The organism is Streptomyces sp. NPDC041713, assembly GCF_055591085.1.
Window position 1 is genome coordinate 62,709 of record NZ_JBVIZY010000002.1, and the last position, 26,087, is coordinate 88,795.

A 26,087-nucleotide genomic window follows, 5' to 3' on the forward strand; every position below is an offset into this window, starting at 1 on the left:
CGACGACAACGCCGCGAGCGTGCGTGCCGGACCCCGCGAGCCCGGCCTGATCCAAACGAAAGACCCTAAGGGCTGGGCAGCCGGAGTTCGAAGAGTGCACCACCGGACGGGGCCGCACGCACCACCAGGGTGCCGCCGTGCCGCACCGCGACGTCCCGCGCGATGGCGAGGCCGAGACCGGCCCCGCCCTCGTCGCGGGTCCGCGCGTCGTCGAGCCGTACGAACCGCTCGAAGATCCGCTCCCGTTCGTCCGCCGGCACACCGCTGCCGTCGTCGGCCACTTCGAGGACGGCCCAGGCGCCGTCGTTCCGGGTGGTGACCGTGACGCGGGAGCGGGCGTGCCGCTGGGCGTTGTTCACGAGGTTGCCGAGCACCCGCGCCAACTGCGCGCGCGAGCCCACGACTTCGCAGCTCTTCAGGTCCGCGTGCACCTCGACGCGGTCCCGGGTGCGCTGCGAGAGCTCCTCCCGTACGAAGGCCGCCAGGTCGACCGGCGCGCCGCCCGGCTTCTCCCCGGCGTCGAGGCGGGCCAGCAGGAGCAGGTCGGCGGCGAGCTCCTGGAGCCGTACGGTGTCCTCGACGGCGCCGTCGACGTCCAGCAACTCCGGGTGCGCGGCGCCCACTTCGAGCTGGGTGCGGAGCGAGGCGATGGGGCTGCGCAGTTCGTGCGAGGCGTCCGCGACGAACCGGCGCTGGCGCTCCACGGAGGTCTGCAGCGCGGCGAGCGTCTCGTTCGTGGTGCGGGCGAGGCCGGCGATCTCGTCGTGCGTGTCCGGCTCGGGCACCCGGCGCGCCAGGTCCTCCGACGCGGTGATCGCGGCCATCTCCTCGGTGATCGCGGCCACCGGACGCAGGGCCCGCCGCGTCACCAGCCAGGTGACGCCCGCGACGACCGCGAGCAGCAGCGGGAAGCCGATCAGCATGGACGTGAGCGCCGTGGAGACCGCGCTCTGCCGGCTGGAGAGGGAGCCGCCCGCGTGGACGGTGAGGTCGCCCCGGGCCTCGGTGCTCACCTCGACGGCGGCGAACCGGAAGTCGGCGCTCTCGCCGTCCACGGTGGCGGTGCCGTCGGTGTACGTGGTCTCGTCGTCGACCTCACCGAGCTCGTCGCCGCTCTCCCCGGGCTCGTCGTCGCCGCTGTCCCCCGCCTCCTCCTCCTCGTCCGTTCCCCCGCCCCCGTGACTCTTCCCGGAGGCCGGGGCGGACGGGCGGGCGGACGGGGCGGGGGCGGGCTTGACCGCGTCGACGCCGGTCCCGCTGATCTTCTGCAGGTCGTCGCTCGCCGCCACCAACCTGCCCTTGTCGTCGACGACTTGGACGGGCGAGTCCTCGTCGTCCGGCAGGTCGAGATCGTCGTACGGCCGGCCCGCGACGAGCTGGGAGGCGACCTTGCGCGCGGCCGAGTCGGCGCGGGATCCGGCCTGGTCGGTGAGGTTGGTCCGCAGCGAGAGCAGCACGGCGGCGCCCGCGGCGACCAGGGCGAGGGCGACGACCAGGCTCGCGCCGAGCGTGGCCCTGGCGCGGACCGATCCGAAGAGTTTCCCGGGCTTCCTCATCGCGGGGCCTCCAGACGGTAACCGGCGCCGCGCACGGTCTGGATGAGGGCCGCGCCGAGCTTGCGCCGCAGCGTGCTCACGTACACCTCGACGATGTTGGGGTCGCCCTCGTACGCGAAGTCCCAGACGTGGTCGAGGATGTCGCCCTTGGAGACGACCTCGCCGGAGCGCAGGACCAGCTGCTCCAGGACCGCGAACTCCTTGGCGGTGAGGGTGACTTCGTCCTCCCCGCTGAAGACGCGACGGGCGGCCGTGTCGACCTTGAGGTCGCCGAGGGTGTGGACCGGGGACGGGCCCGCGGAGCCGCGGCGGCGCAGCAGTGCCTTCACGCGGGCGACGAGGACGACGTACGAGAACGGCTTGGTGAGGTAGTCGTCGGCGCCCGTGTCGAGCCCCTCCGCCTCGTCGTACTCGCCGTCCTTGGCGGTGAGCATCAGGATCGGCACGTCGTTTCCCGCGGCGCGCAGCGTGGAGCAGACGCGGTAGCCGTTCATGCCCGGCAGCATGATGTCGAGGATGACGAGGTCGTACGTGTCCTCGCTCGCGCGGTGCAGTCCGTCGACGCCGTCGTGGACGACGTCGACGGCGTAGCCCTCGGCGGTCAGGCCCTTGGCCAGCGACAGCGCGAGGCGCTTTTCGTCTTCCACGATCAAGAGTCGATAGGTGTGGCGCGTAGCGCCTCCGGCAGGGTGGTGGTGGGAGACGGGTGGGCGCATGCGTTCAGGGTGGCAGAGCGAAGCTGAAGAGTTCTTCAGGCGGCTTCAGCGTGCGTTCAGGATCGCTCAGCCAGATTGGTCCATGTCGAAAGCGAACGGCAGCGGCCCCCCGGCCGCCGCCCGTACCGCCCACTTCTCGGGAGGACCCTCATGAAGCGCAACATCGTCATCGCCACCGTCGCCGCCGCGGCCCTGATCGGAGGCGGCACCGCGACCGCCTTCGCGGTCGGCGGTGACGACGACGGCGGCGCCGCGAGCAAGTCGAGCGTCCAGCTGAAGGACCACGACCGCCACGACGACGGCAAGAGCGACGACGACCGCGGCGACGACTCCGACGGCAAGAACGACGACCGCGACGACGCCACGGAGAACTCCGCCGAGGCGAAGGCCGCGAAGGTGACCGCCCCGGACGCCATCAAGGCCGCCCTCGCCCACACCAAGGGCACGGCCGTCTCCGCCGAGCTCGACGACGAGGACGGCGGCCTGGTCTGGGACGTCGACGTCCTGAACGGCAAGACCTGGCACAGCGTCGAGGTCGACCCGGGCACGGGCAAGGTCCTCGGCTCCTGGGTCGACAAGGACGACGACGGTGACGACGCCGCCGACACCGCGCGGGTCGCCGCCGCCCTCAAGGGCGCGTCCACCAGCGCCGCCGACGCCGCCCGCGCCGCCGCGGACAAGGGCACCGTGACCTCCGTGGACCTGGACGACGACGGCAAGGCGGGCGCCTGGGACGTCGAGACGACCGGCCCCAAGGGTGCCGAGTCCGACTGGCACGTCGGCCTGAGCAACGGCAAGGTCACCGCGGACCACTCGGACGCCCGGGACGACGACCACGGCGACCACGACGACGACGGCTCGGACGACTGACCGACACCGCATCGAACGGCTTACGGGCGCCCCACGCCCGTCGACCGCATCCGCCACAGGGGCGGCGCCACCGGCGCCGCCCCTGTGCCTGTCCGGGGCACGGGGGCCAGGTCCGGGGTCCGGGGCCCGGGGCCCGGGGCCTCAGCTCTCCGTGAGCCCCTCGACCAGTTCGTCCGCGGCCGTGTACGGGTCCAGCTCGCCCGCCACGATCCGCTCCGCGAGCGCGGAGAGACGCAGGTCGCCGTGGAGCGATCCGATCCGCTCGCGCAGGGCCGTGACGGCGATCGTCTCGACCTCGCGGGAGGCGCGGGCGACCCGGCGCTCGCCGAGGACTCCCCGCTCCTCCATCCACGCCCGGTGCTTCTCCAGCGCCTCGACGACCTCGTCGACGCCCTCGCCGCGCGCCGCGACCGTCTTGACGATGGGCGGCCGCCAGTCGCCGGGGCCGCGGGACTCGCCGAGGCCCAGCATGTGGTTCAGCTCGCGGGCGGTCGCGTCGGCGCCGTCCCGGTCCGCCTTGTTGACGACGTACACGTCGCCGATCTCCAGGATTCCGGCCTTCGCCGCCTGGATGCCGTCGCCCATGCCGGGGGCGAGCAGGACGACCGAGGTGTCGGCCTGCGAGGCGATCTCCACCTCGGACTGCCCGACGCCGACGGTCTCCACGAGGATCACGTCACACCCCGCGGCGTCCAGGACCCGGATGGCCTGCGGCGCGGCCCACGCGAGCCCGCCGAGGTGGCCGCGGGTCGCCATGGAGCGGATGTAGACGCCGGGGTCGGACGCGTGGTCCGACATCCGCACCCGGTCGCCGAGGAGCGCGCCCCCGGAGAAGGGGGACGACGGGTCGACGGCGAGCACACCGACCCGCTTGCCGGTCCTGCGGTAGGCGCTCACGAGCGCCGACGTCGATGTCGACTTGCCGACACCGGGCGAGCCGGTGAGCCCGACGACGTACGCGTTGCCGGCGAGCGGCGCCAGCGCCGCCATCACTTCCCGCAGCTGCGGCGACGCCCCCTCGACCAGTGAGATCAGCCGGGCCACGGCCCGCGGCCTGCCCTCGCGGGCCTGCGCCACCAGGGAGGGGACGTCCTGCATCACAGCTCCGTTCGCTACGTACGACTCACTGCGGCGGCCGAGCGAAGGCCTAGGCCTTGGCCACCTTGACGATCAGGGCGTCGCCCTGGCCACCGCCACCGCACAGCGCGGCCGCGCCGACTCCGCCGCCGCGCCGCCGCAGCTCCAGGGCGAGGTGCAGCACGAGGCGTGCGCCGGACATCCCGATCGGGTGACCCAGGGCAATGGCACCGCCGTTGACGTTCACCCTTTCCGAGGACACCCCGAGGTCCTTCATTGACTGCACGGCGACGGCCGCGAAGGCTTCGTTGATCTCGATCAGATCGAGGTCCGAGACCGCCAGGCCCTCCTTCTTCAGAGCGTGCTGGATCGCGTTGGACGGCTGCGACTGGAGCGAGCTGTCCGGCCCGGCCACGTTGCCGTGCGCGCCGATCTCCGCGATCCAGGCAAGGCCCAGCTCCTCGGCCTTGGCCTTGGACATGACGACGACCGCGGCCGCGCCGTCGGAGATCTGCGAGGCCGTGCCCGCGGTGATCGTGCCGTCCTTGCCGAAGGCCGGGCGCAGCTTGCCGAGCGACTCGACCGTGGTCTCCGGGCGGATGCCCTCGTCCTGCGAGAAGAGGACCGGGTCGCCCTTGCGCTGCGGGATCTCGACCGGGGTGATCTCGGCTTCGAACAGGCCGTTCTTGCGGGCGGCGGCGGCGCGCTGGTGGGAGAGCGCGCCCACCTCGTCCTGCTCGGGGCGGCGGATGCCGAGCCGGGTGTTGTGCTTCTCCGTGGACTCGCCCATGGCGATGCCGTCGAAGGAGTCGGTCAGGCCGTCGTACGCCATCGAGTCGATCATCTCGATCGCGCCGTACTTGTGGCCCTCGCGGGACTTCGGGAGCAGGTGCGGGGCGTTGGTCATCGACTCCTGGCCGCCGGCCACCACGACGTCGAACTCGCCGGCGCGGATCAGCTGGTCGGCGAGGGCGATGGAGTCGAGGCCCGAGAGACACACCTTGTTGATGGTGAGCGCGGGAACGTTCATGGGGATGCCCGCCTTGACGGCGGCCTGGCGCGCCGGGATCTGCCCTGCCCCGGCGGTGAGCACCTGGCCCATGATCACGTACTGGACCTGGTCGCCTCCGATGCCCGCGCGGTCCAGCGCGGCCTTGATCGCGAAGCCCCCCAGGTCCGCACCCGAGAAGGACTTCAGCGAGCCGAGGAGGCGGCCCATGGGCGTGCGAGCGCCCGAGACGATCACTGAGGTGGTGCCGGTCGTTCCTGCCATGTGCGACGACCCCTTGGGAGGAGAGGAGTTAACGAGGGTTTATCTGAATGTACTGAGCAGTACCCCCGCCGTCACCGTGCGGCAGGTGTGATCGCGCGCACGTTGCGTAATCACCGCATGAAGCGCTGCACTTGAACCATGCTGACGCGAATCGATCACATCGGGATCGCCTGTTTCGACCTCGACAAGACCGTCGAGTTCTACCGCGCGACGTACGGATTCGAGGTGTTCCACACCGAGGTCAACGAGGAGCAGGGCGTGCGCGAGGCCATGCTCAAGATCAACGAGACCGACGACGGAGGCGCCTCCTACCTGCAGCTCCTGGAGCCCACCCGCGACGACTCCGCGGTGGGCAAGTGGCTGGCCAAGAACGGCGAGGGCGTGCACCACATCGCCTTCGGCACCGCGGACGTGGACGGCGACGCCGCGGCCGTCAAGGACAAGGGCGTACGCGTGCTCTACGAAGAGCCCCGGATCGGCTCCATGGGCTCGCGCATCACCTTCCTGCACCCGAAGGACTGCCACGGAGTCCTCACCGAACTCGTCACTTCGGCACCTTCCGCGGCCCTGGAGCACTGACCTCCGTATATCCGGGCCGGTAGGGTGAGGGGCGGCCGTCCGAAGTTCCGGGCGGCCACATGCCGGGGTCCGGGTTTCGGGGGACGAGCGTCGGGGCAGCAGCCCATGCTCCACTGTTGATCTGACACCATTCCCCCGGGGGCCTCGTTCGGCGGATGGACGGGGCTCGTTGGAGAGACGTGCGACCAGGGTTGGGGTATCCCCTGCTCGACGAGCTTGGGGAAGGATGGGACCGCGCAGTGCGGGGCTACGAACGCCAAGAGAACTCGCGGGCTGAGACCGACAGTCTGTCCCGGTTCGAGGCCGAGATGGACCGGCTGAAGACCGAGCGGGAGAAGGCCGTCCAGCACGCCGAGGACCTCGGCTACCAGGTCGAGGTGTTGCGCGCCAAGCTGCACGAGGCGCGCCGCAACCTCGCGTCCCGCCCTGCCTACGACAGCGCGGACATCGGGTATCAGGCCGAGCAGATGCTCCGCAATGCCCAGATCCAGGCAGACCAGCTGCGCACCGACGCCGAGCGCGAGCTGCGCGACGCCCGTGCCCAGACCCAGCGCATCCTCCAGGAGCACGCCGAACAGCAGGCCCGCCTGCAGTCGGAGCTGCACGCCGAGGCCGTCTCCCGCCGCCAGCAGCTCGACCAGGAGCTGGCCGAGCGCCGCCAGACCGTCGAGTCGCACGTCAACGAGAACGTGGCGTGGGCCGAGCAGCTGCGGGCCCGTACCGAACAGCAGGCCCGCCGCCTCCTCGACGAGTCGCGCGCCGAGGCCGACCAGGCACTGGCCGCCGCCCGCGCCGAGGCCGCCCGGATCGCCGAGGAGGCCCGCCGGCGCCTGGCCGGTGACGCCGAGGCCGCCCGCGCCGAGGCGGAAGCGATCCTGCGCCGCGCCCGCACCGACGCCGAGCGCCTCCTGAACGCCGCGTCGACGCAGGCCCAGGAGGCCACCGACCACGCCGAGCAGCTGCGCTCCACCACGGCGACCGAGTCCGAGCAGGCGCGCCGGCAGGCCGCCGAGGCGAGCCGGGCCGCCGAGCAGCGGATGGCCGAGGCCGAGACGGCGCTGCGCGCGGCGCGCGCCGAGGCGGAGAAGGTGCTCGCCGAGGCCAAGGAGACCGCCTCCAAGCAGCTCTCGGCCGCCGAGGGGGCCAACGAACAGCGCACCCGCACCGCCAAGGAGCAGGTCGCCCGGCTGGTCGGCGAGGCCACCAAGGAGGCCGAGTCCACCAGGGCCGAGGCCGAGCAACTGGTCGCCGACGCCCGCGCGGAGGCCGAGAAGCTGATCGCGGACGCCGCCGAGAAGGCGCGCACGATCACCGCCGAGGAGACCGCGGGCCAGCTCGCGAAGGCCGCGCGGACCGCCGAGGAGGTCCTCGACAAGGCGTCCAAGAACGCCAAGGAGACCACGAAGGCCGCCACCGAGGAGGCCGAGCGGATCCGCTCCGAGGCGGAGGCCGAGGCCGACCGGCTGCGCGCCGAGGCGCACGACATCGCCGAGGAGCTCAAGGGCGCGGCGAAGGACGACACCAAGGAGTACCGCGCCAAGACCGTCGAGCTGCAGGAGGAGGCGCGCCGGCTGCGCGGCGAGGCCGAGCAGCTGCGCGCCGACGCGGTCGCCGAGGGTGAGCGCATCCGCGGCGAGGCGCGGCGCGAGGCGGTCAAGGAGATCGAGGAGGCGGCCAAGTCCGCCGAGGAGCTGCTCGCCAAGGCGAAGGCCGACGCCGAGGAGCTGCGCACCGCCGCGACCATCGAGAGCGAGCGGGTCCGCGCGGAGGCCGTCGAGCGCGCCACGACCCTGCGCACGCAGGCCGAGGAGACCCTGGAGCGCACCCGCGCGGAGGCCGAGCGGCACCGCGAGGAGGCCGACGAGCAGGCCGAGGCGACGAAGTCCGAGGCCGAGGAGGCCGCGCGGGCGCTGCGCGAGGAGACCGAGCGGGCCATAGCGGCACGTCAGGCCGAGGCAGCCGAGGAGCTGACGCGGCTGCACACGGAGGCCGAGGAGCGTCTTTCCGCCGCCGAGCAGGCGCTGACCGACGCCCGCGCGGAGGCCGAGCGCATCCGCGGTCAGGCCACCGAGGAGACCGACCGGCTGCGCGCGGAGTCCGCCGAGCGGATCCGCACGCTGCAGGCGCAGGCCGAGACCGAGGCGGAGCGGCTGCGCACCGAGGCCGCCGCCGACGCCTCGCAGGCCCGCGCGGAGGGCGAGAACATCGCCGTACGGCTGCGGTCGGAGGCCGCCGCAGAGGCCGAGCGGCTCAAGACCGAGGCGCAGGAGTCCGCCGACCGGGTCCGCGCCGAGGCCGCGGGCGCCGCCGAGCGGGTCGCCGCGGAGGCCGCCGAGGCGCTGGCCGCCGCCCAGGAGGAAGCGGCCCGGCGCCGCCGCGAGGCCGAGGAGACGCTGGGCTCCGCACGCGCGGAGGCCGACCAGGAGCGCGAGCGGGCCCGCGAGCAGAGCGAGGAGCTCCTCGCCTCCGCGCGCAAGCGCGTCGAGGAGGCGCAGGCCGAGGCGGTCCGCCTCGTCGAGGAGGCCGACCGCCGCGCCACCGAGATGGTCTCGGCCGCCGAGCAGACCGCCCAGTCCGTACGGGACTCCGTGGCCGGGCTGCACGAGGCGGCGCAGGAAGAGGTGGCGGGGCTGCGTTCGGCCGCCGAGCACGCCGCCGAGCGCACCCGGACGGAGGCGCAGGAGGAGGCCGACCGCGTCCGCGCCGACGCCTACGCCGAGCGGGAGCGCGCCACCGAGGACGCGGGCCGCGTCCGGCGCGAGGCCGCGGAGGCGTCCGAGGCGGCGAAGTCCCTGGCCGAGCGGACGGTCGCGGAGGCCATGGCGGAGGCCGAGCGGATGCGCTCGGACGCCTCGGACCACGCCCAGCGGGTGCGTACCGAGGCATCGGACACCATCGCGCAGGCCGAGCAGGACGCGTCCCGTACGCGCGCCGACGCCCGGGAGGACGCCAACCGCATCCGCGGCGACGCCGCGACCCAGGCCGACCAGCTGATCGGCGAGGCCCGCAGCGAGGCCGAGAAGCTGCAGAACGACACGATCGCGGAGGCCGAGCGCGTCCGTACGGAGGCCGCCGAGCAGGCCGAGCGGCTGCGCGCGGAGTCGACGGCGGAGGCCGAGCGGCTGCGTGCCGAGTCGACCGCCGAGGCCGAGCGGCTCACGGCGGAGACCGTCACCGAGGCCGAGCGGGTGCGCGCGGAGTCGGTGGCGAAGGCCGAGAAGCTCATCTCGGACGCCTCCGGCGACGCGGAGCGGCTGCGCGCCGAGGCCGCCGAGACGGTCAACTCCGCGCAGCAGCACGCCGAGCGGATCCGCAGCGACTCCGAGCGGCTCAAGGCGGACGCGGCGCGCGAGGCCGAGCGGCTCACGTCCGAGGCGCGCGACGAGGCGGAGCGGACCCTCGACGAGGCCCGCCAGGCCGCCAACAAGCGCCGTCAGGAGGCCGCCGAGCAGGTCGACACCCTCATCACCGAGGCCGCGTCCGAGGCGGACAAGCTGACCTCCGACGCGCAGGAGAAGGCCCTCAAGGCGACCACGGAGGCCGAGGCGCAGGCCGACACGATGGTCGGCGCGGCCCGCAAGGAGGCCGAGCGCCTTGTCGCCGAGGCCACGGTCGAGGGCAACTCCCTGGTGGAGAAGGCCCGTACGGACGCGGACGAGCTGCTGATCGGCGCCCGCAGGGACGCCACCGCCATAAGGGAGCGCTCGGAGGAGCAGCGCGACCGCCTCACCGCCGAGATCGAGGAGCTGCACGAGCGCGCCCGCCGCGAGTCCGCCGAGGCGATGAAGACCGCGGGCGAGCGCTGCGACGCGCTGGTCAAGGCCGCCGAGGAGCAGCTCGCCGAGGCGCAGGCGAAGGCCAAGGAGCTGCTCTCGGACGCCAGTTCCGAGGCGAGCAAGGTGCGGATCTCCGCGGTGAAGAAGGCCGAGGGCCTGCTGAAGGAGGCCGAGGCGAAGAAGGCCGCGCTGGTGGGCGAGGCCGAGCGGATCCGGGCCGACGCCGAGGAGGAGGCGACGCGTACGGTCGAGGAGGGCAAGCGCGAGCTGGAGATCCTGGTCCGCCGTCGGGAGGACATCAATGCGGAGATCTCCCGTGTCCAGGACGTGCTTGAGGCGTTGGAGTCTTTCGAGGCCCCGTCAGGCGGTGCGAAGCCCGGGGCCGGTGGCGGCTCCGGTGCGGGCGGCGTCAAGGCCGGGGCCGCGGCGGGATCGACACGATCGGGTGGCAAGCAGTCGGAGGGCTAGCCAAAGGGCATCTGCCGTGCTCTGTAAGGACCTTTGGCCCTGTCGCTGGCAAGTGCTCTGGCGGTTAGCCACTCAAAAGGGGTGTCATTCTCCAGATCAAACGGGCATCTGCTCGATGACACGCCGCCTTGACCCCTAGGATTCCCTCTATCACCTCACCGGTCTCATTCGACAGGAACCCCATGAGCGACACTTCCCCCTACGGCTTCGAGCTTGTGCGGCGTGGGTACGACCGCGCTCAGGTGGACGAACGTATCTCCAAGCTCGTCTCCGACCGTGACAGCGCTCTTGCCCGCATCACTGCTCTGGAAAAGCGCATCGAGGAGCTGCACCTCGAGACGCAGAACGCCCAGGCCCAGGTCGCCGACGCCGAGCCGTCGTACGCCGGTCTCGGTGCCCGCGTCGAGAAGATCCTCCGCCTCGCCGAGGAGGAGGCGAAGGACCTGCGCGAGGAGGCCCGTCGCGCGGCCGAGCAGCACCGTGAGCTCGCCGAGTCCGCGGCCCAGCAGGTGCGCAACGACGCCGAGTCGTTCGCCACCGAGCGCAAGGCCAAGGCCGAGGACGAGGGCGTCCGGATCGTCGAGAAGGCCAAGGGCGAGGCCAACGCCCTGCGTGCCGAGGCCCAGAAGGACGCGCAGTCCAAGCGCGAGGAGGCGGACGCCCTCTTCGAGGAGACCCGCGCCAAGGCCGCCCAGGCCGCCGCGGACTTCGAGACGAACCTCGCCAAGCGCCGCGAGCAGTCCGAGCGCGACCTGGCATCGCGTCAGGCCAAGGCGGAGAAGCGCCTCGCGGAGATCGAGCACCGCGCGGAGCAGCTGCGTCTGGAGGCGGAGAAGCTGCGGACCGACGCCGAGCGCCGGGCCCGTCAGACCGTCGAGACCGCCCAGCGCCAGGCCGAGGACATCGTGGCCGACGCGAACGCCAAGGCGGACCGGATCCGCTCGGAGTCCGAGCGCGAGCTCGCGGCCCTGACGAACCGGCGCGACTCGATCAACGCGCAGCTCACCAACGTGCGCGAGATGCTGGCGACGCTCACCGGCGCGGCCGTGGCCGCCGCCGGCACGCCCGCCGACGACGAGCCGGTCTCGCGCGGCGTCCCCGCGCAGCAGACCCGCTGAAGCGATCCGCCGGAGCAGCGAAGCCCCCCGCCATCGAGTGGCAGGGGGCTTTGTCCCGTTCTAGCGTGGGCGCATGATCGAGCTCCAGGGGCTGACCAAGCGGTACGGCGAGAAGGTGGCCGTCAACGAGCTGACCTTCACCGTGCGCCCCGGCATGGTCACCGGCTTCCTCGGCCCCAACGGCGCGGGCAAGTCCACGACCATGCGCATGATGCTCGGCCTCGACAACCCCTCGGCCGGCTCGGTACGCATCGACAACCGGCAGTACGCGCAGCTGAAGGACCCGCTCAAGTACATCGGCGCGCTGCTGGACGCGAAGGCGATGCACGGCGGCCGCAGCGCCTACAACCATCTCCTCTGTCTGGCGCAGAGCAACGGCATTCCGCGGGCCCGGGTCTCCGAGGTCCTCGACACGGTCGGTCTGACCGCCGTCGCCAAGAAGAAGGCCAAGGGCTTCTCGCTCGGCATGGGCCAGCGGCTCGGCATCGCGGGCGCCCTGCTCGGCGACCCCGAGATCCTGATGTTCGACGAGCCGGTCAACGGCCTCGACCCCGAGGGCGTCCACTGGATCAGGAACCTGATGAAGTCCCTTGCCGCCCAGGGCCGTACGGTCTTCGTCTCCTCGCACCTGATGAGCGAGATGGCGCTCACCGCCGACCACCTCGTCGTCATCGGCCAGGGCCGGCTCCTCGCCGACATGTCGATGTCGGAGTTCATCCGGCGGAACTCCCGGTCGTACGTCAGACTCCGCTCCCCGCAGCGCGAACGCCTCCTCGACGTCCTGCACGAGGCGGGCATCACCGCCGTCGAGGCGGGCGACGGCGCCCTCGAAGTGGACGGGACGCCCTCGGAGCGGCTCGGCGAGCTCGCGGCGAACCACCAGCTCGTCCTGCACGAACTGAGCCCCCAGCAGGCCTCGCTGGAGGAGGCCTTCATGCAGCTCACCGCGGAGTCGGTCGAGTACCACGCGCACACGGACGGCGGATCGGCGGAGCCGGCGCCGCCCGCCGGCTGGGGCGAGGGCTGGCAGCAGCAGCGGAAGGGGGTCTGAGCGATGGCCGCCGCACAGGTCCTGAAGTCGGAGTGGACCAAGATCCGCTCGGTCTCGTCGACCGTCTGGACGCTCGGTCTCGCCGTCGTCGTCACGATCGCGCTGGGCATGCTGATCAGCATCCTGTCCAAGAACGACTACGACAGCCTCGACACCGAGGACAAGCTGACGTTCGACCCGACCTTCATCAGCTTCGCCGGGATGTCGCTCGGCCAGCTCGCGATGATCGTCTTCGGGGTGCTCGTCGTGTCGAACGAGTACAGCACCGGCATGATCCGCACCTCGCTCGCCGCGGTACCGCAGCGCGCCACCTTCCTGTTCAGCAAGATCGCCGTCGCCACGCTGCTCGCGTTCGTGGTGGGCCTGGCGACCAGCTTCATCACGTTCTTCGTCGGGCAGGCGATGCTCGGGCAGTACAAGGCGCAGATCGGCGACCCCGGCGTGCTGCGCGCCGTGATCGGCGGCGCCCTCTACATGACGCTGATCGCGATGTTCTCGATGGGCGTCGCGGCGATGCTGCGCAGCCCGATGCTCTCGCTGGGCATCCTGATGCCGTTCTTCTTCCTGATCTCCAACATCCTCGGCAACGTCTCGGCGACCAAGAAGATCGGCCGCTTCCTGCCCGACCAGGCCGGCAGCAAGATCATGCAGGTCAAGACGCCGTTCGACGACGACACCCCGTACGGGCCGTGGGGCGGGCTCGGGATCATGCTGGTGTGGGTGGTGGCCGCGCTGATCGGTGGGTACGTACTGCTGAAGAAGCGGGACGCGTGAGGGGAGCGTCCCGCGGGACGTACGGCCGCGAGGCCACAGGGGGGCGTGTGACGGCGCAGAACCGCGGACTCGCGGCGCTCGGTCTCGACGGGGTGCCCGCCCTGCAGCCCCTCACCTACCCCGGCCTGCCGGTCACGGTCCCCTCCCTGCTGACCGGCGCCGAACTGCTGCCGCTCCGGGCCCGGCGGGGCGGGCTCGGCGCGTGGAGCGTCGACGGGAGCCACCGGCCCCACCCCGCGCTGAACGACGTCCTGGACGGCCTCGGGCAGCCGCCCGTCGCCGGCCGGCTGCCCGTGATCGCCGTCGGCTCGAACGCCTCCCCCGGGCAGCTCGCCCACAAGCTCGCCCGGCTCGGCGTCCCCGGTGCCGTGCCGATGGTGCCCGTGCGGCTGCGCGGCATCGGCGTCGGCCACTCCGCGCACATCGGCCGCGCCGGGTACGTCGCGGCCGCCCCCTACACCGCCCCCGAGGCGCGCGGCACGCTCGTCGTCTCCTGGCTCGACCCGGCCCAGCTCTCCGCGGTCGACGCCACGGAGCTGCCCAACTACCGGCGGGTGGCGCTGCCCGGAGCGGCGTACGGGATGGTCCTGCCGACCGGCGAGCGGCTCGACGCGGCCCAGGTCTACGTGAGCGTGCGCGGTCTCCTCGCCGACCCGGCCACCGGACTGCCCCGGCCGGGCGGCGGCGACCAGGCGGTCCTCCTCGACCGGCTCCTCGACGCCTCGCCCCGGCTGCGCGAGCTGCTCGGGCCGGACGCCGCGACGTGGGTGCGGCGGGCGGCGGTCGACCCCGAGCTGCGTGCACGGGGCACGCTTCTCTTCGCCGAGGAGGGCTGGGTGCTGCCCTGGACGGAACTCCACGCTCCGCCCGGCTGACCGAGACCCGGCTCCCGGCTGACCGAGGCCCGGCCCCTGCGCCCCCCCCTTGAGTTCTGCTCGCTCTTGGCTGGAACCGTCAGCTCCCCGTTATCCTCCTAACCCTTACGGGGGCGTGTGCCCCGACGTCCTGAACCATTCGATGGGTGCGGAGAATGATCGAGGCAGTCGGCCTGACGAAGCGCTACGGCGCCAAGACAGCCGTGTACAACCTTTCCTTCCAGGTGCGGCCCGGTACCGTCACCGGCTTCCTCGGGCCCAACGGCTCCGGCAAGTCGACGACGATGCGCATGATCCTCGGGCTCGACGCTCCCACCACCGGGCAGGTGACGATCGGCGGCTACCCGTACCGCAAGCTCCCGAACGCGCCGCGCCAGGTCGGCGCGCTGCTCGACGCCAAGGCGGTGCACGGCGGCCGGCACGCCCGCAACCACCTGCTCTGCCTCGCCCAGCTCTCCGGCATCCCGGCCCGCCGGGTCGACGAGGTGCTCGGCGTCGTGGGGCTGCAGGACGTGGCGAAGAAGCGCTCCAAGGGCTTCTCGCTCGGCATGGGCCAGCGGCTCGGCATCGCGGCGGCGCTCCTCGGCGACCCGCAGGTGCTGCTCTTCGACGAGCCGGTCAACGGCCTCGACCCCGAGGGCATCCTCTGGGTCCGCAACCTGATGAAGTCCCTCGCCGCCGAGGGCCGCACGGTCTTCGTCTCGTCCCACCTGATGAGCGAGATGGCGCTGACCGCCGAGCACCTCGTCGTCATCGGCCGCGGCCAGCTGCTCGCCGACATGAGCGTCAAGGACTTCATCTCGCACAACTCCGCGGACTTCGCCCGGGTGCGGACCCCGGACACCGATCCGCAGCAGCGCGAGAAGCTGACCGCCGCGCTGACCGAGGCGGGCGGCCAGGTGCTGCCGGAGCCGGACGGTGCCCTGCGCGTGACCGGTCTGCCGCTCCCCCGCATCAGCGACCTCGCGCACGACGCGAACGCCCGCCTGTGGGAGCTCTCCCCGCACCAGGCCTCCCTCGAAGAGGCGTACATGCGGATGACGCAGGGCGCCGTCGACTACCGCTCCACCGTCGACCAGCGCGCCGGCTTCGAGCAGCAGGCGCCGCCCGGCGCGCTGCCGCCCGGCCAGCCGCCGGTGCCCGGCCAGGGCCAGCCCGGCTGGTACGCCCCGCCGCCGCCCCAGCAGGGCGGTCAGCCCTTCGCGCCGCCGCAGGGACCGGGCGCCCCCGGGACGCCGAACCCCTACGCGACGGCGCCCCAGCAGCCCCCGGCCGCAGCCCCGGCCGCCCCCGCGGCCCCCGCCCCGGCGGCCCCCGCCCCCGACATGACCAAGCGCGACAGCGAGGACCAGCGATGACCACGCCTCCGACTCCGCAGCAGCAGCCACAGCCGCAGCCGCAGGCGCAGCCCCAGCAGGCGTACGCACCGGCGGGCGCCCCGATGCAGGGTGCCCCCGCGCAGGGAGCCCCGATGCAGGGTGCCCCCGGCGTCCCCGCCGCCCCCGCGCCCGCCGCCCCCGCGCCGCCCTCCGCCTGGCAGCAGGCGATGGCCAACGCCTACACCTCGCCGATCCCGGTCAAGAAGACCCACCTCGGCAACGCCCTCGCCTCCGAGTGGACGAAGATCAAGTCGGTCCGCTCCACGATGTGGACCCTCGGCGTCTTCCTGCTCCTGGTCGTCGGCATCGGTCTGCTCGCCGTCGCGAACACGGAGCCGGCCGACTACGCGGACATGCCGTTCACCGTCCCGGCCTTCTTCGGCCTGATGCTCGGCCAGATCTGCCTGATCACGCTCGGCGTGCTGGTCACCTCGTCCGAGTACGGCACGGGCATGATCCGTACGACGTTCACCGCGTCCCCGCAGCGCCACCGCGTCCTCACGGCGAAGATCCTGATCTTCTTCGTGGTCGCGTTCGTCGTCTCCGCCGGCTCCATCCTGCTGGTGGGCCTCACGGCGTCGGCCGTCAACAGCGGCCCGGAGGCGGGCGACCTGCCGTGGGCCGGCACGGTCTTCAAGGGCGGTCTGTACGTCTCGCTCCTCGGCGTGCTCGCGCTCGCCGTCGGCTCCATGCTGCGGCACTCCGCGGGCGCCATCACGGCGATGCTCGGCGTGGTGCTGCTGCCCGCGATCCTGGGCGGCTTCCTGATGATCTGGGAGAGCACGCAGCCGCTCGGCGAGAAGATGAACGACTACAACGCCATCACCGCCCTCGCCAAGGTCTTCGGCGCGGACGAGACCGGCGGCAGCGGCGGCTCGCAGCTGACGCTGCTCGTGGTCGTCACGGCCCTCGCCGTCGCGGGCGCCTTCGCCCTCCTGGAGAAGCGCGACGTGTAAGACACGCCATCCGAGGGGGAGTTCAGTACCTCGGCGCGTTACGGGACCGCTGCACCCGCGTGGTGCGGCGGTCCTTCGCGTTCCAGCACGCCTTGTGCCAGTGCCTGCGCTCGTCCACGCCCGAGTGCTCCGGCCACGCCACCACGTGGGCGAGCCCCGAGGGGATCTCCTGGTCGCATCCCGGGCAGCGGTACCGCTTGCCCGCCGCGCTCGCGCCCGCCACATGGCGCACGCTCCACTCCTCGCCCTGCCAGCTCTCGGTGCTCTGGAAGCCGCCGTAGCGGCCGGACGGTTCCGCGTCCGCGGACATCCTCGGCTCTCCGGCGCCCTTGGGGCGGTTGCGACGCGGGGACACGGAACACCTCACGGGCTGTACGGCGGTCAGGAGGGTGACCAGCCTACGCGCCGCGCCGAGGGGCGGACGTCCCGCGCGGGGCGCCCCGATCCCGGCCGCTGCACGGAAAATCCAACAATCTTTCTGCCAGGCCGTGCCTTTGGCACGTGTCATGCGTTGTTGCCCGTAGGGGGAGTGCCTGCGTCGGCGCCAAGGAGGCAGGAGTTCGATGCGTGTAGGTAGTTTTGTTCTCGCCGCCCAGTTTCCCGGACAGGGGCAGGGGGAGGCGCTGCACCGTGCGGTGCGGTCCGCCGAGGTGGCCGAGGAGGCGGGGCTCGACTCCGTCTGGCTCGCCGAACACCACTTCGTGCCGTACGGCACCTGTCCGTCGGCGGTGACCCTCGCGGCGCTGCTGCTCGGCCGGACCCGGCGGATCCACGTCGGCACAGCCGTGAGCGTACTCCCGACCGCCCACCCGGTGGCGCTCGGCGAGCAGGCGGCGCTGCTGCACGTGACGTCCGGCGGACGGTTCTCGCTCGGGGTCGGACGCGGCGGCCCCTGGGTGGACCTGGAGGTCTTCGGAGCCGGCCTGGAGGCGTACGAGAAGGGGTTTCCCGACTCCCTCGACCTGCTCCTGCGGTGGCTGCGCGAGCCCCGTGTCGAAGGCCGGGGCGAGCGGTATCCCTTCCGCGAGGTCGCCGTCGTCCCGCGCCCGCAGGAGGCCCTCGACGGCTCGGGCGGCAAGGGCCCCGAGGTCGTCGTCGCCTGTACCTCGCCGGCGAGTGTCCGGCTCGCCGCGCAGCGCTGCCTTCCCATGCTGCTCGGCATGCACGTGGGCGACGACGAGAAGGCCGAAATGGTGGCCTTGTGGAATCGGCACGCGCGTGCCTCCGGCCATCCGCCCGAGGACATCACCGCCGCCTCACACGTCTCGGCCGGTGTCGCCCAGGTCGCCGACCGTCGTCCGGATGCGGCGGAGGTCTTACAGAAGGCGATGCCCGGCTGGCTGAAGCAGGGGCTGGACGCCCATGTGACCGTCGACGGCCGCCACCGCGCCATGCGGGACCCGCTCGCGTACACCGAACTGCTCTGCGGGCTGCACCCGGTGGGCACCCCGCAGGTGTGCGCGGACCGGCTCGCCGCGACCGCGGAGCGCACCGGCATCACGCGCTTCGCGCTGCTCGTGGAGGGCTCGGGCGACCTCGCGGCCACCGAGGAGAACGTACGGAGGCTGGGCGCCGAAGTGCTTCCCCAGCTCGGCTGAGACCCGCCGTCGACGGTGGAGCTGCCGCTCCGGACTGACACACCTCCCGCGTACGGAGCGGCAGCAACAGACGTCAGCAGTCCCGCAGTTCCGGCGACTGGTTGAGCAACTGGCCCCGGATCGAGGTGAAACGGGCGAGCCGGTCGTCCACCGAAGGATCCAGCGGGAAAACCGCCACACGGTGGCAGTTCTGGAAGGCGAGGCGCACGCCGAAGTGCCGCTGCAGGGCACCGCGGATGGCGTCGCTCGCGAGAGCGCGCAGCAGCTGGCCGCGCGCCTGCTCGTCCGGCGGCGGGGTCTGGTTGTCGGCGAACTCGCCGCCGTCAACCTTGAGCTGGGCCACCAGAGAGCTGATCATCTCCCATGCGTAAGGCAGGGAGGTCCGGACGCAGTCGACGAATTCCGCTTCGTCCACCTCGCCTCGCTCGGCCTGTTCCAACAGTGCCGGTGAGACGTCGAGCGACATGGGTTCTCCTCTCGCACCCCCGTGGAGCGGGGGCCTACGGACAGGGATGGAGTCCGCCTACGCAGCGTGCACGGATGACGACCTCTTGCTTCTACGGTAGGCAACGGGCCGTGACCGCACCAGGAGATTGGGCGCATAACCGGCCAGGATCGAACGGGTCCATCGGCGGACAAGTCGCGCGGCCGCGCCCTCGCCGCGGGCCGGCCGGGGACGAATCGCGTACACCGCCCCGAGTCGAGTAGCGTTGCGCCCCATGCGTCTCGTCATTGCCCGATGCTCCGTGGACTACGCGGGCCGGCTCACCGCCCATCTCCCGTCGGCCCCTCGCCTGATCCTGGTGAAGGCGGACGGCAGCGTCTCCATCCACGCGGACGACAGGGCCTACAAACCGCTCAACTGGATGTCGCCGCCCTGCACCTTGAAGGAGGGCACCGGGGACGACGCGGGCGTGTGGACCGTCGTGAACAAGGGTGGCGAGAAGCTCATCATCACGATGGAGGAGATCCTGCACGACTCCTCGCACGAGCTGGGCGTGGACCCGGGTCTCATCAAGGACGGCGTGGAAGCACACCTTCAGGAGCTCCTCGCCGACCGGATCGAGACACTGGGTGAGGGATATTCGCTCATCCGCCGCGAGTACATGACGGCGATCGGCCCGGTGGACATCCTCTGCCGCGACGCCGACGGGCAGACCGTCGCCGTGGAGATCAAGCGGCGCGGCGAGATCGACGGCGTCGAGCAACTCACCCGCTATCTGGAGCTGTTGAACCGCGACCCGCACCTGGCGCCCGTCAAGGGCATCTTCGCGGCCCAGGAGATCAAGCCGCAGGCCCGCGTGCTCGCCACGGACCGCGGGATCGGCTGCGCGGTCCTCGACTACAACGCCCTGCGCGGCATCGAGGACGACAAGCTGCGGCTGTTCTGACCTGTCGCGGGCAGTACCTGTCGCGAGGAGTACGAGTGAGGGCCGGGTCCTGGTGGACCCGGCCCTCCGTCGTGCGTACGGGACGCTCAGCCCGCCGTCGCCGACGCGCCGTCCGCGTCGCTCGGCGATGCGCCGGAGCGGCTCGCCGAGTCGGAGATCTCGGGCGAGGAGGGGGCGTCGCTGGAGTCGGACGGCGTCGGCTCCTGCGTGGGCGGGTCGGTCGGATCGTCCGTCGGCGGGTCCGTCGGCTCGTGCGTGGGCTTGGTGGGCTTGTCGGTGGGCTCGGTCGGCTTGTCCGTCGGCTTCGTGGGCTTGTCGCTCGGCTCGGTCGGCTTGCCGCTCGGGGAGCCGGAGGGCTTGCCGCTGCCGCTCGGACTGCCGGAGGGATCGGCGGCGCTGCCGCTCGGCGTCGGGTCGTCGGCGGTGCCGGTGACGCCGTCCTCGCCGGGGTCGACGGGGCGGCTCGTGGAGTCCTGCCCCGGCGGGTCGGCGTTGGCGCCGTCGCCCTCGCCCTCCGGGGTCGCCGACTGCTCCGTCTTGACCTTGTCGCCCTGCGGGGCGTCGTTGTCGGAGGTGGCGCCGAGGGTGACGACGGTGCCGAGGACGGCGGCGAGCAGGGCGCCCGCGCCCGCGGCGACGAGGTTGCGCCGGGTGCCGTGGATGATGGAGCGGCGGCTGGGCGCGGGCCCCGGGGCGACGACGGTGGGCGTCACCTTGTGGGTGACCACGGTCTCCGGTTCCGGGGGCGGTACGGGCAGCGCGAAGACGGCGGGGATGCCGCCGGGGGGCGACGCCGACTCCTCGTGCCGGACCTCGGGCAGCTCCTCGCCGGCCACAGAGTCGCCGCCCACGGCGGACCGCGCGCCGCCCGAGCGGTCGGCGACCAGCGCGAGGGCCCTGCGGCCGGAGATCATGCCGCGCTTGTCGGCGAGCGCGCCGCGCAGCCCGATGGACGCCTCCAGCTCGGCGCGGGCCCGGTCGAGCCGCCCGCCGCAGAGCGCGAGGATCCCCAACTCGTGGTGGAAGTACGCCTCTTCGGCGACCTCACCGGCATTGCGCGCCGCCTCCTGTCCTGACCTGAGGGCCCGCTCCCAGGCGGCCCAGTCGAGCCCGCCCGCGAAGGCGGGCGCGGCGGTCCTGGCGAGCAGCACGGCGGCGCCGCTCTCCGTGGCGACCAGGGCGGCGAGCGCGGCCTGCACGGCGTCCGCCTCGGCGGCGACCCGCTCCGGGGAGACCGAGGGGTGTCCGGCCCACCAGGCGTAGTGCTGGGCGGCGGCCAGGGCGTGCGCGGCCGCGTCGTCGGCGTACCCGACGGATTCCAGTTGGGTCCGCACCCCGGCGGCGAGGCGGTAGTGCGCGCCGACCGGGGTGACCAGGGCGCAGCTCACCAGTTCGGCGAGGGCGGCGTCGGCGTGGGTGTCGCCGACCAGGGCGGGCAGGTGGGCCTGGTGCGGCAGCTCGCCGCCGAGGGCGACGGCGAAGGTCAGCGTGGCGCGGGCGGACGGGCTGAGCCGCGAGGCGAGCAGCGCGGCGGGTGCGGCGCCGTCGGCGAGCGAGGGCAGCGGCACGTCCGGGGCGTCGTCGTCGAAGGGCGCGTCGGCCGGGGCGCCGTCGAAGGGGCCGTGCTCCTCGAAGGCGTGCGGGTCGGCGCGGAGCTGGTCGCGCTGGCGGAGCAGGGCGCCGGCCTGGGCGAAGCGCAGCGGCAGTCCCTCGGACTCGAACCACAGGTCGCCGGCCCAGTTGGCCTCCTCGTCGTCGAGGATCCGGCCGACGGCGCGCTCCAGGAGTTCGAGGCCGCCGCCGCGGCCGAGGCCGCCGAGGAAGACCTCTTCGAGGTGGGAGTCGGCGGAGGGCGCGGCGACGTCGGGGGTGGTGGCGACGAGGAAGGCGCACTCGGGGGTGGCGTCGAGCAGCTCGTCGAGTCCGGCGCCGCCGAACTCCAAGTCGTCGAGGACGACGACGGCGCCGATGTCGCGGACCAGTTCGAGCAGCAGGCCGCGCTCGGGGCGGTGCAGCGGAGCCTCGTAGACGACGGCGAAGAGGTCGTGGAGGAGTTCGGTGGGGGTCCTGCGGTACCCGGAGAGACGGACGACGCCGTCGGGCGCGAGGTCGGCGCAGTCGTCCGCGACGGCGTTCAGGAGCGCAGTACGCCCCGATCCGGCGGGTCCGGTGAGCCGTACGGAGCGGCCGCGGGCCAGGAGCCGTACGAGGCGCTCGCGCTCCTCCTGGCGCTCAAGGAGCGGCAGCCGGGGCAGCGCGGGTCCCGGCGGCACCGGCGGCAGGGCGGCGCGGCGCAGCTCGGCGCGGTCGTCGGCGGTGCGCTTGGCGGGCCGTTCGGGGCGCTCCCCGGGCGGGCAGGGTTCGATCTCGCTGCCGTCGACGGGGTTGACGGTGAGCAGGAAGTCGCCGGAGACGAGCCGGACGGTGCGGGCCAGGGCGGGTGCCGGCTGGCCGAAGTCGGGCGTCGCGGGCTCGCGCGGCGGGCGTCCGGGGCCCGGCGTGCCGTCGCCGCGGTCGTCGTCCATGCCGTCATGGCCGTACTCTTCGGGTCCCCGGTTCATCGGGTTCATGGTCCTAGCCCCCAGATGCGTGGTGTGCAGAGCCCCCTCCGGCCTTCGTGCACACTGCGCTGTCGCTTCTGGTCCGGTGCCCCCGTGCGGGTTCGTATATCGGTGGCGACCGAACCCTAGACGTTGGCCCAGTATCTCCGGGAGGGCGGGGTGCCGTCCCGTCCGAGACGTCACGGGTTCGTGAGGATTGTGCGCTCTCGGTGTGCTGTCGGGCGGTTCCGGGCGCGATGGGTGTCCGGGCGGTGCGTCAGGCTCTGGGGAGCGATTCGACTCCGATGCCGCCCTCGATGGCGAGGATGCGGTGCAGTCGGGTGGCCACGAGGAGACGCTGCATCTGGGGCGGCACGTGACGCAGGACGAGTCTGCGTCCGCACCGCCCGGCGCGGCGGTGCGCGCCCATGATGACGCCGAGTCCCGTGGCGTCCCACGAGTCGAGTTCGGACAGGTCGAGCACCAGGTCGCCGGCGCCGTCGTCGACGGCCGAGTGCAGGACCGTGCGGGCGTCCGCCGCGCTGCGTACGTCGAGGCGGCCCCCGACGACCAGCTGGGCCTGGTCGCCCCTGATGTGCATATGCGCTCCCCGAGAGTGCTGTGTCTGCGGTGACGCCCGATACGTAGGGCGTCTGCGTATGTCACTGCAACTGACTGCCGCGTGGGCGAGGAAGTTGCCGTCTGTAAGCGAACCGATACCGAATTCACTCCGAGGGGTGACCCGTGGGGCGGCGATGCGCCCGACGGGTCGTCAGACGGCGTACGTCAGTGCTGGTTCAGTGCTTGTAGAACCCCTGCCCGCTCTTGCGCCCGATGTCACCGGCGTCAACCATCCGGCGCATCAGCTCCGGCGGCGCGAACTTCTCGTCCTGGGACTCCGTGTAGATGTTGCTCGTGGCGTGCAGCAGGATGTCGACGCCGGTGAGGTCGGCCGTCGCGAGCGGCCCCATGGCGTGCCCGAAGCCGAGCTTGCAGGCGATGTCGATGTCCTCGGCGGTGGCGACGCCCGACTCGTAGAGCTTCGCCGCCTCGACGACGAGCGCGGAGATCAGCCGGGTCGTCACGAAGCCGGCCACGTCGCGGTTGACGACGATGCAGGTCTTGCCGACGGACTCGGCGAACTCCCGGGTGCGGGCGAGGGTTTCGTCGCTGGTCTTGTAGCCGCGCACCAGCTCGCAGAGCTGCATCATCGGCACCGGCGAGAAGAAGTGGGCGCCGACGACGCGCTCCGGACGCTCCGTCACGGCCGCGATCTTGGTGATCGGGATGGCGGAGGTGTTGGAGGCGAGCACGGCGTCGTCCCGCACGAGCTTGTCGAGCGTGCGGAAGATCTCGTGCTTGACCTCGAGCTTCTCGAAGACGGCCTCGACGACGATGTCCGCGTCGGCGACCGCGTCCAGGTCGGTGGTCGTGGTGATGCGGGCGAGCGCCGCCTCGGCGTCGTCGGCCGCGAGCTTGCCCTTGCCCACGAACTTGTCGTACGACGCCTTGATGCCGTCGGTGCCCCGGGTCAGGGCCTCGTCGGTGACGTCGCGCAGGACGACGTCCCAGCCCGCCTGGGCGGAGACCTGAGCGATGCCGGACCCCATGAGTCCGGCTCCGATGACGGCGAGCTTCCCTGCCACTGTTCCGACTCCCCTACCGCTGATCACGCTTGGCTCACACGCTCTTTACGTATGCCTCTTCGGCGCACGTTAGCGGTCGTGAGGTCGCCTGTGGCAGTGAAGTAACGCGCGTCACGTCTCACATGACGGACATCACACCGGTACGTGTCATTCGGCGGCGCGCGGCGCGTAGTTGAGGACCTTCTCGCTCAGCAGGTCCTCCATCTCGTCCAGCAGACCGAGGGCGTCACGGGAGACTTCGGCCGGCCGCCGGCCCTTGGTCATCTCGTCGCCGATCCACGCCATCAGCGTGCTGTGCACCCAGGAGAGCTGTCCGGCGACGAGCCCGGGCAGCGGGTCGCCCTCGGCGGCTCCGGTCTCCTCGGCGAGGGTCCTGGTGAGGTTGTCGAGGGCCTCCTGCTGGATCGCCCAGAGCCGGGAGCGCAGGGCGTGCGCCTCGGTGATGACCTTCATGAAGTCGGCCCAGCCGGGGAAGAGCCCGACGGCCGGCGAGACGCCCTCCACGTCGGTGCGCAGCTCGCGCAGGACGGCGTCGGCCGCGGACTCCCCGGCGCGGCGGCCGCGGACGTGGCGGGAGAGCCGGTCGACGACGTCGGCGCCCCGGTCGAGGAAGAGGTCCTCCTTGGCCGGGAAGTAGTTGTAGACCGTGTTCACCGAGACGTCGGCGGCTTCCGCGACGTCCGCGACGGTCACCGTGACGAAGCCGTGCTCCAGGAAGAGCCCGGTCGCGATGTCCGAGATCCGCTGCTTCGTCTGCCGCTTCTTGCGCTCCCTGAGCCCTTCAGCCATGGCCTCACCCTACGGCCCCTTCCTTGGGCAACTGAAAACTTGGGGCGATTGCAAAATTTAAGGGACTCTGTTTTTCTGGTCGCCATGGCAATCATCAGCACGGCCGGACTCACCCGGACCTTCCGGACCAAGCGCGGCCCCGTCGACGCCGTGCGCGGCATCGACCTCACCGTCGCCCCCGGCGAGATCCTCGGCTTCCTCGGACCCAACGGCGCGGGCAAGACGACGACGCTGCGCATGCTGACCACGCTCCTGGCCCCCACCGGCGGCGCCGCCACCGTCGCCGGCCACGACCTGGCCCGCGACCCGGCCGCCGTGCGGCGCGCGATCGGGTACGTGGCCCAGTCCGGCGGCGTCGACCTCAGCGTCTCCGTACGCGAGGAACTGGTCACCCAGGGCCGCCTCTACCGCCTGACGAAGGATCACGCCACGTCGCGCGCGGCCGAGTTGGCAGACGACCTCGGCCTCACCGAATTCCTCGACCGCCCCTGCGCGACGCTCTCTGGCGGTCAGCGGCGGCGCCTGGACATCGCCATGGGCCTCATGCACCGGCCCGAGGTGCTCTTCCTCGACGAACCGACGACGGGGCTCGACCCGGGCAGCAGGGCCGACCTGTGGGCGCTGGTGCGGCGGCTGCGCGACGAGCACGGCACCACCGTCGTCCTGACCACCCACTACCTCGACGAGGCCGACGCGCTCTGCGACCGCCTGGTGATCATCGACAAAGGCGTCGTGGTCGCCGAGGGCATGCCGAGCGCGCTCAAGCTGCGGTACGGCGGGTCCATCGACGCCTCGCTCCAGGACACGTTCCTGGCGATCACCGGACGCGACCTCGCCCCCAAGGACGCGGCACCGGCCGCCGTCTGAACCCTCACACCCACGGGACCCCACCTATGTCCGCGTTCCTCACCGACACCGCGCTGATCTTCGGGCGGTACGCCCGCCAGACCCTGCGCTCCCCCTTCCAGATCCTCTTCGGCGTCCTGATGCCGCTGCTCTACCTGCTCTTCTTCGGCCCGCTCCTGACCGGCCTGCCGCTCGGCTCGCGCGGTGACTCCTGGCAGGTGCTCGTGCCGGGGCTGCTGCTCCAACTCGGCCTGTTCGGCGCCTCGTACAGCGGGTTCGCGCTCATCATCGAGAAGCAGTTCGGGGTGGTGGAGCGGATGCGGGTGACGCCGGTCAGCCGGCTCGCGCTGCTGCTCGGCCGGGTGCTCCGCGACGCCGCGCTCTTCGTCTTCCAGGCGGTGCTGCTCGTCCTCGCGGCCGTCGCGATGGGGCTGCGGGCGCCGCTCGTCGGGATCCTCGTCGGCTTCGCCTTCGTCGGGGTCCTGACGATCGTCCTCGCGTCCCTCTCGTACGCGCTCGCGATGCTCGTCTCCAAGCCGCACGAGTTCGGTCCCGTCGTCAACGCGGTCAGCATGCCCGCGATGCTGCTCTCCGGCCTGATGCTGCCGATGGCGCTCGCACCCGGCTGGCTGGACGTGCTCTCGCACTTCATGCCGTTCCGCTATCTGGTGGACGCGGTGCGGGCTGCGTACGTGGGCGACTACGCGGGGGCGGCGATGCTGTACGGCGTCCTAACGGCGGCGGCCCTCACGCTCGGGTCCGTGACGGTGGGCACACGTGTCTTCCGCAGGGCGGGCGCGTAACTAGGC

General features: G+C 72.4%; 23 protein-coding genes. 13 read left to right on the forward strand and 10 right to left on the reverse strand.

What is annotated here, in order from left to right:
* Positions 1 to 65 precede the first annotated feature (65 nt).
* Both ACZ6CV_RS05150 and ACZ6CV_RS05155 read right to left on the reverse strand, forming a co-directional pair.
* Positions 66 to 1,556 carry a sensor histidine kinase gene (locus ACZ6CV_RS05150; RefSeq protein ID WP_469249678.1) on the reverse strand — a complete coding sequence of 497 codons (1,491 nt, stop codon included), beginning with the start codon at positions 1,554 to 1,556 and terminating at the stop codon, positions 66 to 68.
* Complete coding sequence (locus ACZ6CV_RS05155) at positions 1,553 to 2,272, reverse strand: response regulator transcription factor (RefSeq protein ID WP_469249679.1); 720 nt, start codon at positions 2,270 to 2,272, stop codon at positions 1,553 to 1,555. The genes ACZ6CV_RS05150 and ACZ6CV_RS05155 overlap by 4 nt, the downstream gene beginning before the upstream one ends.
* A 150-nt stretch (positions 2,273 to 2,422) precedes the next feature.
* Here ACZ6CV_RS05155 and ACZ6CV_RS05160 point away from each other — a divergent pair, with 150 nt between their 5' ends.
* Positions 2,423 to 3,142, forward strand: a complete 720-nt coding sequence (locus ACZ6CV_RS05160) for a PepSY domain-containing protein (protein ID WP_469249680.1) — start codon at positions 2,423 to 2,425, stop codon at positions 3,140 to 3,142.
* Between the two features lie 141 nt (positions 3,143 to 3,283).
* Here ACZ6CV_RS05160 and meaB read toward each other — a convergent pair whose 3' ends face one another.
* The gene (gene meaB / locus ACZ6CV_RS05165; RefSeq protein WP_362364918.1) at positions 3,284 to 4,240 is read right to left on the reverse strand and encodes a methylmalonyl Co-A mutase-associated GTPase MeaB; all 957 of its coding nucleotides are present in this window, start codon (positions 4,238 to 4,240) and stop codon (positions 3,284 to 3,286) included.
* Between the two features lie 49 nt (positions 4,241 to 4,289).
* Entirely contained in the window at positions 4,290 to 5,492 is a 1,203-nt protein-coding gene (locus tag ACZ6CV_RS05170) for an acetyl-CoA C-acetyltransferase (RefSeq protein WP_469249681.1), read from the reverse strand.
* A 138-nt stretch (positions 5,493 to 5,630) separates the two neighbouring features.
* On the opposite strand from ACZ6CV_RS05170, the gene mce reads away from it, so the two are divergent.
* From mce to ACZ6CV_RS05210, 8 genes are all read left to right on the forward strand, one after another.
* Positions 5,631 to 6,071 carry a methylmalonyl-CoA epimerase gene (gene mce, locus ACZ6CV_RS05175; RefSeq protein WP_469249682.1) on the forward strand — a complete coding sequence of 147 codons (441 nt, stop codon included), beginning with the start codon at positions 5,631 to 5,633 and terminating at the stop codon, positions 6,069 to 6,071.
* 239 nt (positions 6,072 to 6,310) lie between these two features.
* Entirely contained in the window at positions 6,311 to 10,315 is a 4,005-nt protein-coding gene (gene scy / locus ACZ6CV_RS05180; protein WP_469249683.1) for a polarized growth protein Scy, read from the forward strand.
* Between the two features lie 182 nt (positions 10,316 to 10,497).
* Positions 10,498 to 11,433: a coiled-coil domain-containing protein gene (locus tag ACZ6CV_RS05185; RefSeq protein WP_362364906.1), complete on the forward strand. Its 936-nt coding sequence runs from the start codon at positions 10,498 to 10,500 to the stop codon at positions 11,431 to 11,433.
* A 73-nt stretch (positions 11,434 to 11,506) separates the two neighbouring features.
* Positions 11,507 to 12,484, forward strand: coding sequence for an ABC transporter ATP-binding protein (locus tag ACZ6CV_RS05190; protein WP_469249684.1), 978 nt, complete (start codon positions 11,507 to 11,509; stop codon positions 12,482 to 12,484).
* Positions 12,485 to 12,487: 3 nt separating this feature from the next.
* On the forward strand, positions 12,488 to 13,258 hold the full coding sequence (locus ACZ6CV_RS05195; RefSeq protein ID WP_358711762.1) for an ABC transporter permease: 771 nt from the start codon (positions 12,488 to 12,490) through the stop codon (positions 13,256 to 13,258).
* Positions 13,259 to 13,305: 47 nt separating this feature from the next.
* Complete coding sequence (locus ACZ6CV_RS05200; protein WP_469249685.1) at positions 13,306 to 14,133, forward strand: hypothetical protein; 828 nt, start codon at positions 13,306 to 13,308, stop codon at positions 14,131 to 14,133.
* A gap of 155 nt (positions 14,134 to 14,288) precedes the next feature.
* Positions 14,289 to 15,491, forward strand: coding sequence for an ABC transporter ATP-binding protein (locus ACZ6CV_RS05205; RefSeq protein ID WP_469249686.1), 1,203 nt, complete (start codon positions 14,289 to 14,291; stop codon positions 15,489 to 15,491).
* A gap of 113 nt (positions 15,492 to 15,604) precedes the next feature.
* Positions 15,605 to 16,468 (forward strand): ABC transporter permease, encoded by an 864-nt coding sequence (locus tag ACZ6CV_RS05210; protein ID WP_469250277.1) that lies wholly within the window; start codon positions 15,605 to 15,607, stop codon positions 16,466 to 16,468.
* A gap of 22 nt (positions 16,469 to 16,490) precedes the next feature.
* On the opposite strand, the gene ACZ6CV_RS05215 is transcribed toward ACZ6CV_RS05210, so the two are convergent.
* Positions 16,491 to 16,823, reverse strand: a complete 333-nt coding sequence (locus ACZ6CV_RS05215) for an ATP/GTP-binding protein (RefSeq protein WP_362364892.1) — start codon at positions 16,821 to 16,823, stop codon at positions 16,491 to 16,493.
* Positions 16,824 to 17,031: 208 nt separating this feature from the next.
* On the opposite strand from ACZ6CV_RS05215, the gene ACZ6CV_RS05220 reads away from it, so the two are divergent.
* Positions 17,032 to 18,066: an LLM class flavin-dependent oxidoreductase gene (locus ACZ6CV_RS05220; RefSeq protein WP_469249687.1), complete on the forward strand. Its 1,035-nt coding sequence runs from the start codon at positions 17,032 to 17,034 to the stop codon at positions 18,064 to 18,066.
* A gap of 73 nt (positions 18,067 to 18,139) precedes the next feature.
* Here ACZ6CV_RS05220 and ACZ6CV_RS05225 read toward each other — a convergent pair whose 3' ends face one another.
* Positions 18,140 to 18,532, reverse strand: coding sequence for an SCO5389 family protein (locus ACZ6CV_RS05225; protein ID WP_355802756.1), 393 nt, complete (start codon positions 18,530 to 18,532; stop codon positions 18,140 to 18,142).
* A 253-nt stretch (positions 18,533 to 18,785) separates the two neighbouring features.
* On the opposite strand from ACZ6CV_RS05225, the gene nucS reads away from it, so the two are divergent.
* Complete coding sequence (nucS, locus tag ACZ6CV_RS05230) at positions 18,786 to 19,457, forward strand: endonuclease NucS (RefSeq protein ID WP_362364886.1); 672 nt, start codon at positions 18,786 to 18,788, stop codon at positions 19,455 to 19,457.
* 86 nt (positions 19,458 to 19,543) lie between these two features.
* Here nucS and ACZ6CV_RS05235 read toward each other — a convergent pair whose 3' ends face one another.
* From ACZ6CV_RS05235 to ACZ6CV_RS05250, 4 genes are all read right to left on the reverse strand, one after another.
* Positions 19,544 to 22,027 (reverse strand): ATP-binding protein, encoded by a 2,484-nt coding sequence (locus tag ACZ6CV_RS05235; protein ID WP_469249688.1) that lies wholly within the window; start codon positions 22,025 to 22,027, stop codon positions 19,544 to 19,546.
* A gap of 247 nt (positions 22,028 to 22,274) precedes the next feature.
* Complete coding sequence (locus ACZ6CV_RS05240) at positions 22,275 to 22,598, reverse strand: STAS domain-containing protein (protein ID WP_030792181.1); 324 nt, start codon at positions 22,596 to 22,598, stop codon at positions 22,275 to 22,277.
* A 196-nt stretch (positions 22,599 to 22,794) separates the two neighbouring features.
* Entirely contained in the window at positions 22,795 to 23,643 is an 849-nt protein-coding gene (locus ACZ6CV_RS05245; RefSeq protein WP_355802761.1) for a 3-hydroxyacyl-CoA dehydrogenase family protein, read from the reverse strand.
* Positions 23,644 to 23,790: 147 nt separating this feature from the next.
* Positions 23,791 to 24,432, reverse strand: coding sequence for a TetR/AcrR family transcriptional regulator (locus ACZ6CV_RS05250; protein WP_469249689.1), 642 nt, complete (start codon positions 24,430 to 24,432; stop codon positions 23,791 to 23,793).
* Positions 24,433 to 24,516: 84 nt separating this feature from the next.
* Here ACZ6CV_RS05250 and ACZ6CV_RS05255 point away from each other — a divergent pair, with 84 nt between their 5' ends.
* Together ACZ6CV_RS05255 and ACZ6CV_RS05260 are read left to right on the forward strand one after the other, a co-directional pair.
* Entirely contained in the window at positions 24,517 to 25,299 is a 783-nt protein-coding gene (locus tag ACZ6CV_RS05255; protein WP_469249690.1) for an ABC transporter ATP-binding protein, read from the forward strand.
* Between the two features lie 26 nt (positions 25,300 to 25,325).
* Positions 25,326 to 26,081: an ABC transporter permease gene (locus ACZ6CV_RS05260; protein WP_469249691.1), complete on the forward strand. Its 756-nt coding sequence runs from the start codon at positions 25,326 to 25,328 to the stop codon at positions 26,079 to 26,081.
* Positions 26,082 to 26,087 lie beyond the last annotated feature (6 nt).

Excerpts from the sequence above, each read along its gene's own strand:
- ACZ6CV_RS05155 (WP_469249679.1), bottom strand. The coding sequence starts at position 2,272 with ATGCGCCCACCCGTCTCCCACCACCACCCTGCCGGAGGCGCTACGCGC.
- ACZ6CV_RS05190 (WP_469249684.1), top strand. The coding sequence starts at position 11,507 with ATGATCGAGCTCCAGGGGCTGACCAAGCGGTACGGCGAGAAGGTGGCC.
- ACZ6CV_RS05220 (WP_469249687.1), top strand. The coding sequence starts at position 17,032 with ATGCGTGTAGGTAGTTTTGTTCTCGCCGCCCAGTTTCCCGGACAGGGG.
- ACZ6CV_RS05195 (WP_358711762.1), top strand. The coding sequence starts at position 12,488 with ATGGCCGCCGCACAGGTCCTGAAGTCGGAGTGGACCAAGATCCGCTCG.
- meaB (WP_362364918.1), bottom strand. The coding sequence starts at position 4,240 with ATGCAGGACGTCCCCTCCCTGGTGGCGCAGGCCCGCGAGGGCAGGCCG.
- ACZ6CV_RS05170 (WP_469249681.1), bottom strand. The coding sequence starts at position 5,492 with ATGGCAGGAACGACCGGCACCACCTCAGTGATCGTCTCGGGCGCTCGC.
- ACZ6CV_RS05225 (WP_355802756.1), bottom strand. The coding sequence starts at position 18,532 with ATGTCGCTCGACGTCTCACCGGCACTGTTGGAACAGGCCGAGCGAGGC.
- ACZ6CV_RS05235 (WP_469249688.1), bottom strand. The coding sequence starts at position 22,027 with ATGAACCCGATGAACCGGGGACCCGAAGAGTACGGCCATGACGGCATG.
- ACZ6CV_RS05250 (WP_469249689.1), bottom strand. The coding sequence starts at position 24,432 with ATGGCTGAAGGGCTCAGGGAGCGCAAGAAGCGGCAGACGAAGCAGCGG.
- ACZ6CV_RS05160 (WP_469249680.1), top strand. The coding sequence starts at position 2,423 with ATGAAGCGCAACATCGTCATCGCCACCGTCGCCGCCGCGGCCCTGATC.
- ACZ6CV_RS05260 (WP_469249691.1), top strand. The coding sequence starts at position 25,326 with ATGTCCGCGTTCCTCACCGACACCGCGCTGATCTTCGGGCGGTACGCC.
- ACZ6CV_RS05255 (WP_469249690.1), top strand. The coding sequence starts at position 24,517 with ATGGCAATCATCAGCACGGCCGGACTCACCCGGACCTTCCGGACCAAG.
- nucS (WP_362364886.1), top strand. The coding sequence starts at position 18,786 with ATGCGTCTCGTCATTGCCCGATGCTCCGTGGACTACGCGGGCCGGCTC.
- ACZ6CV_RS05150 (WP_469249678.1), bottom strand. The coding sequence starts at position 1,556 with ATGAGGAAGCCCGGGAAACTCTTCGGATCGGTCCGCGCCAGGGCCACG.
- ACZ6CV_RS05210 (WP_469250277.1), top strand. The coding sequence starts at position 15,605 with ATGCAGGGTGCCCCCGGCGTCCCCGCCGCCCCCGCGCCCGCCGCCCCC.
- ACZ6CV_RS05185 (WP_362364906.1), top strand. The coding sequence starts at position 10,498 with ATGAGCGACACTTCCCCCTACGGCTTCGAGCTTGTGCGGCGTGGGTAC.
- ACZ6CV_RS05240 (WP_030792181.1), bottom strand. The coding sequence starts at position 22,598 with ATGCACATCAGGGGCGACCAGGCCCAGCTGGTCGTCGGGGGCCGCCTC.
- ACZ6CV_RS05205 (WP_469249686.1), top strand. The coding sequence starts at position 14,289 with ATGATCGAGGCAGTCGGCCTGACGAAGCGCTACGGCGCCAAGACAGCC.
- mce (WP_469249682.1), top strand. The coding sequence starts at position 5,631 with ATGCTGACGCGAATCGATCACATCGGGATCGCCTGTTTCGACCTCGAC.